Raw genomic sequence first — 13,425 nt, 5'->3', positions numbered from 1 at the left:
GGTGAGCAAGCGCAGAGCGCTCCTGAATCTGCAGTCTTCGTGATTCTCACTCTGGGGCTGCTGCTCGGTCTTCAGCCGCTGGCAACCGACCTCTATCTGCCCGCCCTGCCTCAGCTGCAGCAAGGCTTTGGCGCCCATGTCTCGCAGGCCCAGCTGACGCTGACCGGCTTTTTGCTGGCCTTTGGCTGCTCGCAGATTCTCTGGGGCCCGCTGTCTGACCGGCTGGGCCGCCGCCCGGTCTTGCTGCTGGGCATCAGCGGCTATGTGATCGCCGCTCTGGGCTGCGCCAGCGCACAGAGCATGGAAGCCTTGATTGCCTGGCGCAGCCTGCAAGGCGCAGCCCTGGGCGCCGGCGTGATGTGCGCGCGAGCGGTGGTCCGCGATCTCTATGCCCCGCATATGGGCGCGCAAGTCATGTCCAAGGCGCTGACGGGCCTGGGCGTGCTGGCCTTTCTGGCCCCCATCAGCGGCAGCTTGCTCGTAGGCTGGCTGGGCTGGCGCTCCACCATGCTGGCCCAGGCCTTCATGGGCTGCCTGGCCTGGCTGCTGGTGGTGCTGCGCTTCAGGGAGTCGATTCCCCAGCGCAACCCGCAGGCGCTGCAACTTGGCAATCTGCTGCACACCTGGTCGCGCATTGTGCGCAACCCCATGTTCCAGGCCTACAACCTGCTGACCTGCTTCAGCTATGCAGGCCTGTTCACCAACCTGGCTGCCTCTTCGTTCACCTACATCAACGTGCTGCATATGGACCGTACGCAATACGGACTGATGCTGGGCGGCAACGCGCTGTGCTATATCGCCGGCACCTTTGCCTGCCGCCGTCTGCTGCGCAGCATGAGCGTGCAGCGCGCCGTGGCCGTGGCGGGGGTGTTGTCGCTGACGGCCGGCTCCATCATGGGCCTGGCGGCCCTGGTCGATCTGCGCAGCATCTGGGCCTATGCCCTGCCCTTCTGTCTCTACCAGATCGCCCACGGCATTCACATGCCCTGCGGACAAAGCAATGCCATCGCGCCCTTCCCCCAGGCAGCGGGTACGGCCTCGGCCATCAACGGCCTGGTGATGATGCTCATGGCGTTTGCCATGGGGCATTGGCTGGGACTGAATCTGGATGCAGACTCGACCATGCCGCTGGCCTTCGGCATCTGGTTCTGGTCGGCCTGCACGGCCATCACGGCATGGACGCTGGTACAGCGTTTTGGCATCAGCAAATCATGATTTGAAATAAGATGATTAGGTTATTTAAAAACCAGTTTTTATTATTTTTCTTTTTATAGAGATTTTTTGAGAATGCCTGGACTGGCCAACGCGCCGCACTTTTTGTGATCTCCAGCCATGCATTCCCGCCGCTTCTTCCTGCAGCAATCGCTGCTCGCCGCCAGCTCCGCTGGCTTCTCCTTGAACTCTCTGGCCAAGGCAGCCGAGATCTCCGCCGTCCCTCAGGCCAGCCGCATCCTGGTGGGCTTTGGCGCAGGCGGCGGCATCGATCTGCTGGCACGCGTGCTGGCCGAAAGCATCGCCGCACAACTGGGCAAGAGCCACTATGTGGTGGTGGACAACAAGCCCGGCGCCAACGGACAGATTGCCGCACAGACGCTGCTCAACGCCCCCAGCGACGGCAGCACCTATCTGATCGCGCCGCTGATCACCCCGGTGCTCTCGCAGATCGTCTACAAAAAGCCCGGCTACGATCCTGCGCGCGACTTCTCTCCGGTGGGCCTGCTCGCGCATTTCCAGTTCGGGCTGGCCGTCCCCGCCAGGCATCCGGCGCGCAATATTCAGGAATACGTGGCCTGGCTCAAGGCCAACCCCGACAAAGCCAACTTCGGCAGCCCTGCCGTAGGCAGCCTGCCGCATTTCTTCGGACTGCTGCTGGGCGAAGCGGCCGGCGTCAACATCGTGCATGTGCCCTACAAGGGTGGCCCGGCCATGATGACCGATCTGATCAGTGGCCAGCTGGCCTCCGCCATACAGACCACCAGCGAGCTCGCTCCGCTGCACAAGGAAGGCAAGGTGCGCATTCTGGGCACCTTCGGCAGCCAGCGCGGTCGCGAACTGCCCGATGTGCCGACCTTTGCCGAAGCCGGCTACCCCAAGGCCACAGGCAGCGGCTGGTACAGCCTGTGGGCACGCAAAGGCACTTCGCCCGAAGCCATTGCCACCGTCAATCGCGCCGTCAACCACGCGTTGCTGGACCCCAAGCTGCAGCCCAAATGGGCGGAGCTGTCCCTGCAGCCCGACCCGCGCACGCCGCAGGCGCTGGAGCAGTTGCGCGTGGCCGAAATCGCCAAGTGGCGTCCCGTGATCGCCAACTCCGGCTTTGCCATCGAATAAGCAGAACGACCTACTCATGACTGCACCGAATATCGTTTTCATCCTCGCCGACGATCTGGGCTGGGCCGACCTGGGCGTCTATGGCGCCACCGATTTCAAGACCCCGCATCTGGACCGGCTTGCTGCCCAGGGCGTGCGCTTCAATCAGGCCTATGCCAACTCGGCCGTCTGCTCGGCCACACGCATTGCGCTGATCACCGGACGCTATCAGTACCGGCTGCAGGCCGGACTCGAAGAGCCGCTGGCACGCCATGGCGCGCAACTCGGCCTGCCGGCCGATCACCCCACGCTGCCATCGCTGCTCAAACAGGCCGGCTACGACACGGCATTGATCGGCAAATGGCATCTGGGCAAGCCGCCCGCCTATGGCCCGCAGCGCAGCGGCTACGACTATTTCTTCGGCAACCACAGCGGTGCCATCGACTACTTCACGCACAAGCCCGGCGTGGGCGAACAATTCAGCCCCGACCTCTGGCAAGGCAACGAGCCCGTGCAGCGCACGGGCTACTACACCTACATCCTGGGGGATGAGGCCACGCGCTATGTGCATGAGCGCAGGGGCCAGGACAAGCCTTTTTTCCTGTCGCTGCACTTCACTGCGCCGCACTGGCCCTGGGAAGGGCCCGACGACGAGCATGTCGCGCACAGCATCAAGGATCTGTTTCACTACGACGGCGGCAGCCTGAAGAAATACGGCGAAATCGTCGAGGCTCTGGACAAGGCCGTGGGCCAGGTGCTGCAGGCGCTCGATGACAGCGGCCTGGGCGACAACACCATCGTCATCTTCACCAGCGACAACGGTGGCGAACGCTTTTCCAAGACCTGGCCCTTCACGGGCCAGAAGACCGAGCTGCTGGAAGGCGGCATCCGCGTACCTACGCTGCTGCGCTGGAGCGCCCGCATCCAGCCCCAGGTCCAGGAGCAGGTCACGGCCAGCTTTGACTGGCTGCCCACGCTGCTGGCCGCAGCAGGCGCCAGACCTCACCCCGACTTCCCCAGCGACGGCCAGAACATCCTGCCCATTCTGGAGGGCACTGCAGCCAATACCGAGCGCAGCCTGTTCTGGCGCTACAAATCCCAGGCCCAGCGTGCCGTGCGCCGGGGTCCCTGGAAATACCTCAAGATCAACGACAACGAGTTTTTGTTCAATGTGGAGGAGGACGCCCGCGAGCGCGCCAATCTCAAGGAGCATCAGCCAGAAATCTTTGCCGGACTGCGCAGGCAATGGGAGGAGTGGAACGAGCAGTTGCTGCCGATCACGGCTGAAAGCTACAGCCACGGCCTCTCGCCCGATATTCAGGCCGACCGCTATGTGCCGGCACGACTGAGCCAGGGCTAGGCGAGGCAGGTCACTAAGTCCCGCCGCTGCCGCAAGGCGGCAGGCTGCGTTATCCTTGACGACCAGCAAGAACCAATGACCGACGGTCATTGGTTCTTGTGCTTTGACCTGTACGGATTTCGCCCCATGACTGCTGCCCACGCCCTGCCCTGTATCGCCATTGCCGGCCCCACTGCTTCGGGCAAGACTGCGGCAGCGCTGGCATTGGCCGAGCGGCTGGCGCAACGCGGTCAGAAGGCCGAGATCATCAGCGTGGATTCGGCCCTGGTCTACAAAGGCATGGACATAGGCACGGCCAAGCCCACGGCGGCAGAGCTGGCCGCCGTCCCGCATCACCTCATCGACATCATCGATCCGCTGCAGGCCTATAGCGCGGCCGAATTCGTGCGCGACACGCAGACGCTGGTTGCGGAAATCCGCTCCCGCCAGGCCCTGCCTCTGCTGGTGGGCGGCACCATGCTGTATTTCAAGGCGCTGATGGACGGGCTGGACGATATGCCCGCTGCCAACCCCGAAGTACGTGCCATGCTGGACGCGCAGGCCGCCGAGCTCGGCTGGCCCGTCATGCATGCCAGACTGGCCGAGGTGGACCCCGTCACGGCAGCACGCCTGGCCCCCGGCGACAGCCAGCGCATTCAGCGCGCGCTGGAGGTCTGGCATGTGTCGGGGAAGCCGCTTTCGAGCTTTCACACGACCAAGAGCAAGGCAGGTCCCGCAGAGCAGATGGGCGTTACCGCGCTTTTCTCGCTGGAGCCTGCAGAGCGAGCCTGGCTGCACCAGCGCATTGCGCTGCGCTTTGACCTGATGCTGGAGCAAGGCTTCCTCGACGAAGTGCGCCACCTGCGCGCGCGCGGCGATCTGCATCTGAACCTGCCCTCCATGCGCTGCGTGGGCTATCGCCAGGCCTGGGAAGTGCTGGACGCTCTGGAGGCCGATCCCGGCAAGCCACTGGACATGGCTGGCCTGCGCGAGCGCGGCATCGCCTCCACGCGCCAGCTGGCCAAGCGCCAGATCACCTGGCTGCGCTCCATGCCCCAGCGCCATGCCATTGCCTGCGATGCACCGGGCGCCCAGCAGCAACTGCTGGATGCAGCCATGGCCGCCATTGACGCAGCGCAGCAAGGCACCAGCTAAGAACTACACCCGTAGCCGCCCATCGTTAAGATCGCTGCATGGCTGCCACCGACTCATCCCACGCACATCCGCTGCTGCAGGTCAGCGACCTTGCCAAACGCTATGGCGAGGCGGATGCGCAGTCCACGGTCTTCGAGCAGGTGAGCTGCGAGATCGCTGCCGGCGAGTTTGTCGCCATCGTCGGCAACTCCGGCGTGGGCAAGTCCACCTTTCTCAACTGCCTGGCCGGGCTGGACAGCTGGCAGCAAGGCCGGGTTCTGCACAGCGGAACTGATCTGTCCACGCTCGATGAAGCCCGCCGCGCCATCTGGCGGCGCGCGCATCTGGGCTTTGTGTTCCAGGCCTTTCATGTCCTGCCCCATCTCGATGTGGCGCAGAACATTGCCCTGCCGCTGATGCTGCTGGGCCGCATGGACGGCCAGGGTCAGCAGCGCGTGCAGCAGGTGCTGCAAGCCGTGGGACTCGCTGGTCTGGGCCAGCGCCTGCCCCAGCAGCTCAGCGGCGGCCAGCTGCAGCGCGTGGCCATAGCGCGTGCACTGGTGCATTCACCGCCTCTGCTGCTGGCCGATGAGCCCACGGGCAATCTCGACCCGTCCACTGCCCAGCAGATCATGGATTTGCTGCTGCAGCAAACCCGCGACAACGGCACGGCCCTGGTGCTGGTCACCCATTCCGCAGAAGCGGCCAGACGAGCCGACCGCGTGCTGCGGCTGACGGCAGGCGGCATGCAGGCCGAACTCTCGGTGTCGCAGCAAACATCGTTAGGCCTGTGACTTCACGCCCCCCGCTGCTTCTGCTGCTGACCAGCTTCTCCTGGCAGGAGCTGCGCCAGCACCCCTGGCGCACGGCTACGGCGCTGATTGCCATCATGCTGGGCGTGGCGCTGGGCTTTGCCGTCCATGTGATCAACCAGTCGGCGCTGGACGAATTCTCCAGGGCGGTGCGCAGCGTCAACGGCCAGCCCGATCTTCAGCTGCACGCCATGCAGGGTGGCCTGCCGCTGGCACTCTATCCGCAGGTGGCGCAGGTCCGGGGCGTCGCCAGCGCCGTGCCCTGGGTCGAAACCACTGTGTTGCTGCCCGGCGGCGCGGCAGATTTGCAGACGCGCGGCACGCAAGGGGCAGCGCAGGGCGTGAGCTTGCGCGTGCTCGGCAGCGATGCCCTCAAACTGGCACCTGTCGCCCCGGCCCTGATGCCGCGCCTGTTTGAAGGTGGTGACAGGCTGGATCTGTTTGCACCCGATGCCGTGTTTCTCAATGCTGCAGCCTTGCAGGCCCTGAGACTGAGTCCTGAACAAGCTGTCAACGCACCCATGCAATGGTTGCTCAATGGCCAGGCCCAGCAGTTGCGCATTGCAGGCACGGTCGCCGCCAGCGGCGCACCGGTCGCAGTCATGGACATTGCCGCACTGCAGCAGAAGCTCGGCCTGTTTGACCGCATCGACCGGCTGGACCTATTGCTGACCGACAGCGCCAGCCGCAGCCAGGTGGCCACCGCCCTGCACGCACTGGCGGCCTGGCAAGATCAGATACTGATCCAGCAGCCCAGCGACGATCAGCAGCGCGTGGGCGAGATGTCGCGCGCCTATCGCGTCAACCTCACTGTGCTGGCCCTGGTGGCCTTGTTCACGGGAGCGTTTCTGGTGTTCTCGGTGCTGGCGCTCAGCGTGGCACAGCGCGCGCCGCAGTTTGCGCTGCTGGCCGTGCTGGGGGCCACTCCACGCCAGCGCATGGCACTGGTGCTGCTGGAAGCGCTGGCGCTGGGGGCTCTGGGCAGCCTGGCCGGTATCGCGCTGGGTACGGCACTGGCCTGGCTGGCGCTGCAGGTGCTGGGCGGCGATCTGGGCGGCGGATTCTTTGCCGGCGTGCAGCCTGCCCTTCACTGGAGCCCTGTGGCGGCGCTGGTATTTGGCCTGCTTGGCCTTGCCGCCACGCTGGCCGGTGCCTGGTGGCCCGCACGCGCCGCCATGGATCTGCCACCTGCGGCCACACTCAAGGGACTGGGCAGCACGCATGAGAGAGCGCCGCGCCTGTGGCCCGCTGTGACACTGCTTGCAGCCAGCCTGATGCTGGCCTTAATGCCACCGGTGGCAGGTGTCCCGCTGGCCGCCTATATGGCCGTGGGCCTGCTGTTGCTGGGCGGCATGGCAGCCCTGCCCTGGCTGCTGGGTGTGGTGCTGGGACTGATACCCGACGCCTTCACGCGCCAACCGCTGGCCATGCTGGCGCTGGAGCGCGCGCGGCGCATGCGCCACGCCACTACCGTGGCCGTGGGCGGTGTGGTGGCCAGCCTGAGCCTGGCCGTGGCCCTGACGGTGATGGTCACCAGCTTTCGCGGCAGCATGATGGAGTGGCTGGACGCCGTTTTGCCCGCCCCCATGTATGTACGCGCGGCCGGCGGCTCCAGCCGTGTCGATGCAGCCCTGCTGCCGGCCGATGCGGCGCAGCGCCTGGAGCAGCTACCCGGCATAGAACGAGCACAGGCCATGCGCAGCAGCCAGCTGGTACTCAGCCCCGAACGTCCGGCCCTGAGTCTGCTGATTCGCCCGCTTCAAGGTGAGCAGGCCATGCAGCTTCCCTGGGTGGAGGGGCCGCTGCGCCAGCCCCGCGCGGGCATTGCCGTGCACATCAGCGAAGCCGTGGCCCAGCTCTATGGCTTGAAGCCCGGCGACAGCTGGCCACTGCTTTCCAAGGCTTTCGGCCTTCAAACCCATGACCACCATGCGTCAGAAGCTTCTTTTTACATAGCATCCGTATGGCGCGACTATGTGCGTCAGTTCGGTGCCGTGGCACTGGACTGGAAGGACTATCTGGCGCTGGTAGGAAAGGCAGGCAATGCAGCGCAGATCAGCGAGATCGCCGTCTGGCCGGAGTCCCAAAGCATGCTGTCTGGCGCCGATCTGCAAGCAGCAATAGAGCAGGCACTCGGCACGCCGGGGCAGTCGCCCCCTGCGCTGGAGTTTGTCAGCAGCCAGGCGCTGCGCGAGCGCTCCTTGCGCATTTTCGATCGCAGCTTTGCCGTCACCTACTGGCTGCAGGCCGTGGCCATAGGCATAGGCCTGTTCGGCATTGCCGCCAGCTTCAGCGCCCAGGTGCTGGCCAGGCGCAAGGAGTTCGGGCTGCTGGCCCATCTGGGCCTGACACGCCGCAATGTGCTGAGCGTGGTCGCCGCCGAGGGCCTGGCCTGGACCCTGCTGGGCACCATTGCGGGCACGCTGCTGGGCCTGGGCGTGGCGGTGATCCTGGTGCATGTGGTCAATCCGCAGAGCTTTCACTGGACCATGGAGCTGCGCCTGCCCCTGCTGCGCCTGCTGGCGCTGGGCGCTGCCGTGGTGCTGGCAGGCGTCATCACCGCCTGGCTGGCCGGGCGCCGGGCAGCCAGTGCCGACGCGGTGCTGGCCGTCAAGGAGGACTGGTAGCTATACCTGCACCCCTGTCAGCGTTTTTCACATGATTGCGCCATGGCGCGGCGCACAATGAAACCTCAACCCCTGCGAGGAGTTCGTATGCAAATCCAGCCCTATCTCTTTTTCGACGGTCGCTGCGAAGAGGCCCTGGATTTCTACCAGGCCGCTCTGGGGGCCGAGATCACCATGCTGATGCGCTACAAGGATGCTCCTCCGCAACCCGAGTCATCGAGCCAGCAAGGCTGCGGCCCGGGCCAGATGGATCCCGAAAAAATCATGCACGCCAATGTCCAGATTGGCGAGACGCAGATCATGGCATCTGACGGCATGAACAGAGGCAAGCCGGATTTCAAAGGCTTCTCTCTGTCCATCACCGCGCCCAGCGATAATGAGGCCGACCGCATCTTTGCCGCCATCGGCCAGGGCGGCAAGGTACAGATGGCGCTGGATACCACGTTTTTTGCGCGTCGTTTTGGCGTGGTGACCGACCGCTTCGGAGTCAGCTGGATGGTGATCGTTCCCCTGATCGACATTGGCTGAGGCAGCGCAAAGCAGCACCGGAGGTCATGGCATTGCCCTGATCGGCTGGGCGACAATGGGCCATGCCTTATCAGCCCACGACCTCCCAGCCTCAGCAACCGGCACTGCCGGCCCTGTCACGCAGGCAGTCCCTGCAGACGCTGGCAGCTGCCGGTCTGGGCTGGGCTACCCTGGGCCTGCCTCTGCCAGGCATGGCTTTGCCGCTCAAGACCCTGCAGTTCCCGCGCGACTTCGGCAGCCACCCTGATCTGCAGACGGAGTGGTGGTACATCACAGGGCAGTTGCAGGCCGGCGGCAAGCCCTGGGGCTTTCAGCTGACTTTCTTTCGCTCGCGCATCGAAGCCGCGCAAGGCCTGCAATCGGCGCTCGCGGCCAAGCAGCTGATCTTTGCCCATGCGGCCCTGTGCGATGTCGAGGGCCAAAAGCTGCGCCACGACCAGCGCATGGCGCGTGCGGGACTGGGCTTGGCCGGAGCCGGCGAAAACGATACCGATGTGCATATCAACGACTGGTATCTCCAGCGTCAACCCGTAAAAGGACGAAGCGCCAGCGAAGCCTGCCGCTACAGAGCTTTGCTGAGCAGCCAGGACTTCATACTGGATCTTGAATTTGACAGCACGCAGCCACTGCTGCTGCAGGGCTTGAATGGTCTTTCACGCAAAGGCCCGCGTGAGGAACAGGCCAGCTACTACTACAGCCAGCCCCAGCTCAAGGTCGGCGGCTCCATCACCGTAGGCGGGCAGCAACTGCCTGTGCAAGCCAGCGCACACAACCGCGCCTGGCTGGATCATGAATGCAGCGCGGCCATCATGGATCCGGAGGCTCAGGGTTGGGACTGGATAGGCATGAACCTCGATGACGGCAGCGCCCTCACGGCCTTTCATCTGCGCCGACGCAATGGCTCGGCGCTCTGGGCCGGTGGTTCATTCCGCGCGCCAAACCAGAACGCGCAAATCTTTGCCGCCGATCAGGTACGGTTCGAACCGCTGCGCCGCTGGAGCAGCCCGCACAGCAAAGCAAGTTACCCTGTGGCCTGGAGCGTGCAGACACCGGCGGGCCGTTTCGAGGTTCATGCGCTGGTGGACGACCAGGAACTGGACAGCCGCGCCAGCACCGGCGCCATTTACTGGGAGGGTCTGTGCGAGCTGCGCAGCATAGGCGCCGACGGCAAAAGCGTCCGCGTGGGCAACGGCTACCTGGAAATGACCGGCTATGCGAATGCGCTAAGGCTTTAGGGCCTGGGGCTCGCACACCAGAGCGCCGAGCTGATCGAGCAGCAGCTGCAGATGGCGCTGGCGCAAGTTGTCGCCCAAGAGATCGACCTGCAGCAGGCTCTGCCAGGTCGCAGCATGATCCACGCGGAAGCCGGACAGGGCCGAAATCAGATAATGGACATCGACAGCGGTCAGTTGCGCCCTGAACAGCCCCTGCGCCACGCCGCGCTGCAGGATGCGCTCGATAGGCTCCAGCGCCGCCTTGCGCAACAGCTCGATCTTGGAGATCTGGCCCAGCATCTCGCCGCCCTGGAAATTCTCCTGCAGCACCAGACGCGTGAACTCCTGGTTCTGCTCGTGATACTCGAAGCTCCTTTGAGCCAGCGCATGCAGCGCCTGCAAGGGCTCCAGCGCATCGAGATTGAGCTGCTCCTCCGATTCTCGAATATCCGAATAGCTCTGCTCTATGACTGCGAGGTACACGTCTTTCTTGTTGCCGAAGTAGTAGTAGAGCATGCGCTTGGCGCAGCCCGCCTTGGCGGCAATGCGTTCCAGCCGCGCTCCGTCATAGCCGTAATTGGCAAACTCGGTCTTGCCCGCGTCCAGCAGGGCTCGGCGCATATCGGCCGATGCCGCGTCTGCCGAAGGCTGCTGGCTCAGTGAATTTTCAGGACCTTGCTGCTCGCTCACGACCACATCTCCATTGATTCAAGCGCGCCAGCGTAACACGCAGCGCAGGCGTGAAAACAGGCTCCCATGCTCCCAACTGCGTGTGGTCGGGGGCGCCTTTCATCTTGGGGCTGCCCGGCGATGAACCTGAAAAAAGCCATGGCTCTGACGAGCCATGGCTGTTCGGTCCAATGCATCCGTGCTTATTTGCCGCTATCCGGCAGCGCGTAGGCAATCACATAGTCGCCGCGGTCGGGCGACTGACGGGCACCGCCGGCCGAGATGACCACATACTGCTTGCCAGTCCTGGGCGACTTGTAAGTCATGGGGCCGCCCTGGCTGCCCACAGGCAGACGGCCCTTCCAGATTTCCCTGCCGGTGGCGCTATCCCAGGCACGCAGATAGTAATCCTGCGTACCGGCAAAGAACACCAGACCGCCCTGGGTCGCCAGCGTACCGCCCAGTGTGGGCAAGCCAACAGGCATGGGCGCGCGCATCTTGATGCCCATGGGGCCTTGATCCTGCACCGTGCCCACGGGCACCTGCCAGACCACTTGCTGGGTCTTCATGTCGATGGCGGTCAGCGTGCCGAACGGAGGCTTCTGGCAAGGAATGCCCAGAGGCGACATGAAGCGGTCCTTGATCACCGCATAGGGAGTGCCGCCCAGCGGCACCTGACCCATGCCGGTGTTGGGCGCTTCCCCACCGTCGGACAGTTTGTCCTTTTTCTGCTGGGGCATCATCTGCACCCACAGGCCCAGACGCATGTCGTTCACAAAGATCAGATTGTTGCCGGGGTCCGCAGACAGGCCGCCCCAGTTCATGCCGCCCAGCGAACCCGGGAAGCTCAGCGACACATCGGTGCCAGGCGCGGTGAACAGGCCTTCATAGCGCATGGACTTGAACTTGATGCGGCAGATCAGCTGATCCACCGGCGTCGCGCCCCACATATCGGCTTCGGTCAGGGTCTTGGTACCGATCTGCGGCATGCCCACGGACAGGGGTTGGGTCGGGGCGTACTTTTCGCCGGGAATATGACCGGGCTTGACGGCAATGTCTTCCACCTTGGTCAGCGGCTTGCCGCTGTGGCGGTCCAGCACGAAGATCTGACCGGCCTTGGTACCGACCACCAGCGCTGGCGTCGTCTTGCCGTCCTGCAAAGGGAAATCGATCAGTGTGGGAGCCATGGGAAGGTCGAAGTCCCACAAGTCGTTGTGCACGGTCTGGTACACCCATTTCTCCTTGCCCGTGGCAGCATCCAGCGCGAGGATGGAGGCACCGTACTTCAGGTCCGCTGCAGAGCGCGTGGCGCCATACAGGTCCACCGAAGCCGATCCCATGGGCAGGTACACCGTATTGGAACTCGGGTCGTAGGTCGTTCCCGCCCAGACATTGGCCGATGAGCGGGTGTAGGTCTCGCCGGGTTTGAGCACTTCATTGGGCGTAGCCGAGCCGGAGTCGAACGCCCAGCGCTGTGCGCCGGTCATCACATCGAAGCCGCGAATCACGCCACCGGGCATGTCCACCTGCACGTTGTCGGCCACGCGGCCGCCGACCACCACCGTGGTGCCGGCCACCGTGGGGGCCGATGTCTGGGTGTAGAAGGCGGGATTGGAGACATTGCCAATGCCCTGCTTGAGGTCGACCACGCCGTGATCGCCAAACTCGCCGCACAGATCGCCGTTGTCTGCGTTGATGGCAAACAGCCGTGCATCGATGGTGTTCATGAGAATGCGGCGCTTGCAGGCAGCGCCGGCAGGCAGGCTCACCGCCTGCGCAGGAGTCGATCCCGGCACGCTGGGCTGGACCAGTGCGGCATCCGCATCGAAGTAGGCCAGTCCGCGGCAGCGCTCCCACACACCGCCCACATGGGAGTTGGTGTCATGACGCCACAGCTGCTTGCCGGTATCGACGTCCAGCGCAATCACGTTGTTGCTGGGCGTGCAGACAAACACCTTGTCGCCCACCTGCAGCGGTGTGGTCTGGTCTTCAGCCCCGGCGCCTGTGGACTTGGGTACGTCGCCAGTGCGAAAAGTCCAGGCCACCTGCAACTGGTTCACGTTGTCCACGTTGATCTGATCCAGCGCGGCAAAGCGGTCGTTGTTGCTGCTGTTGCCGTAATGGCTCCAGTCCTTTTGCTCGCTGGCCGCATCCACGGGCCTGCGTGCCACGGCAGACTGGGTCTGCACCTCGGGGTGAATCTGGAACATGGACACAAAGGCCGCCATGCCAGCCACCAGCATGACCGCCGCTGCAGCAAATGGCAGCTTGCTGGACGACGCCTTGCCCGGCTCACCAGCACTACGTAGCAAGGGCATGCTGGCCAGCACCACCACGGCAGCAAAGGTCAAGGCCAGCAGACGCGAAATCAGGCTCCAGTAATCCAGACCCACTTCGGCCAGTGCCCACAACACGGTCGCGCCGAAAGTGCTCAGGTAAAGCCATGCACCGCTGGCTCGGCGGCGAACCAGTTGCACACCGGACAGCAGCAGCCCCAGGCCAGCGAGCAAAAAGTACCAGCTGCCGCCCAGGCTGATGAGCTTGCCACCACCTATCAAGAAGAACAGGCCGGCAAGCGCCAGCGCCGCCCCCAGAACCCAGAGCCAGATGCGCGCGGCCAAGGGCTGCGCCTGCTCCCGATGTGTCATATCGAACCTCGAACTGTATGCGCCTGCACGCGCACCGGCATCCGGCTGCACTCAGGCATTTTTTGAAATGAGAAAAAAAGTCCATTGTTGTGAGAAATAAAGTCCATCGCTTGCAAACGTGTACCAGCAGTTTCAGAAATCTCT

The 13,425-nt window shown here is 64.2% G+C and carries 10 protein-coding genes; 8 read left to right on the top strand and 2 right to left on the bottom strand.

The window, feature by feature from the left end; genetic code table 11:
• Window positions 1–39: 39 nt before the first annotated feature.
• The 8 genes from F0P97_RS06075 (at window position 40) to F0P97_RS06040 (ending at window position 9,985) form a co-directional block, all read left to right on the top strand.
• A complete protein-coding gene (locus F0P97_RS06075; protein ID WP_182286048.1) occupies window positions 40–1,215 on the top strand; it encodes a multidrug effflux MFS transporter in 1,176 nt (391 codons plus the stop codon).
• Window positions 1,216–1,332: 117 nt separating this feature from the next.
• Window positions 1,333–2,331, top strand: a complete 999-nt coding sequence (locus F0P97_RS06070) for a tripartite tricarboxylate transporter substrate-binding protein (RefSeq protein ID WP_182286047.1) — start codon at window positions 1,333–1,335, stop codon at window positions 2,329–2,331.
• A gap of 16 nt (window positions 2,332–2,347) precedes the next feature.
• On the top strand, window positions 2,348–3,670 hold the full coding sequence (locus tag F0P97_RS06065; RefSeq protein ID WP_182286046.1) for a sulfatase: 1,323 nt from the start codon (window positions 2,348–2,350) through the stop codon (window positions 3,668–3,670).
• 126 nt (window positions 3,671–3,796) lie between these two features.
• A complete protein-coding gene (gene miaA / locus F0P97_RS06060) occupies window positions 3,797–4,804 on the top strand; it encodes a tRNA (adenosine(37)-N6)-dimethylallyltransferase MiaA (RefSeq protein WP_182286045.1) in 1,008 nt (335 codons plus the stop codon).
• A gap of 38 nt (window positions 4,805–4,842) precedes the next feature.
• Complete coding sequence (locus tag F0P97_RS06055) at window positions 4,843–5,577, top strand: ABC transporter ATP-binding protein (protein WP_182286044.1); 735 nt, start codon at window positions 4,843–4,845, stop codon at window positions 5,575–5,577.
• Window positions 5,574–8,222, top strand: coding sequence for an FtsX-like permease family protein (locus F0P97_RS06050; RefSeq protein ID WP_232538136.1), 2,649 nt, complete (start codon window positions 5,574–5,576; stop codon window positions 8,220–8,222). The genes F0P97_RS06055 and F0P97_RS06050 overlap by 4 nt, the downstream gene beginning before the upstream one ends.
• Before the next feature lie 87 nt (window positions 8,223–8,309).
• On the top strand, window positions 8,310–8,750 hold the full coding sequence (locus F0P97_RS06045) for a VOC family protein (protein ID WP_182286043.1): 441 nt from the start codon (window positions 8,310–8,312) through the stop codon (window positions 8,748–8,750).
• 62 nt (window positions 8,751–8,812) lie between these two features.
• Entirely contained in the window at window positions 8,813–9,985 is a 1,173-nt protein-coding gene (locus tag F0P97_RS06040) for a lipocalin-like domain-containing protein (RefSeq protein WP_182286042.1), read from the top strand.
• On the opposite strand, the gene F0P97_RS06035 is transcribed toward F0P97_RS06040, so the two are convergent.
• Window positions 9,974–10,654 (bottom strand): TetR family transcriptional regulator, encoded by a 681-nt coding sequence (locus F0P97_RS06035; RefSeq protein ID WP_182286041.1) that lies wholly within the window; start codon window positions 10,652–10,654, stop codon window positions 9,974–9,976. The two genes, F0P97_RS06040 and F0P97_RS06035, sit on opposite strands and share 12 nt — an antisense overlap.
• Before the next feature lie 182 nt (window positions 10,655–10,836).
• Window positions 10,837–13,281 (bottom strand): membrane-bound PQQ-dependent dehydrogenase, glucose/quinate/shikimate family, encoded by a 2,445-nt coding sequence (locus F0P97_RS06030; RefSeq protein WP_182286040.1) that lies wholly within the window; start codon window positions 13,279–13,281, stop codon window positions 10,837–10,839.
• Between the last annotated feature and the right edge of the window lie 144 nt (window positions 13,282–13,425).

It is taken from the genome of Comamonas testosteroni, assembly GCF_014076415.1.
Classification (GTDB): domain Bacteria; phylum Pseudomonadota; class Gammaproteobacteria; order Burkholderiales; family Burkholderiaceae_C; genus Comamonas; species Comamonas testosteroni_F.
The sequence above is the reverse complement of the archived record's forward strand: the minus strand, read 5'-3'. Positions and strand labels throughout refer to the sequence as shown.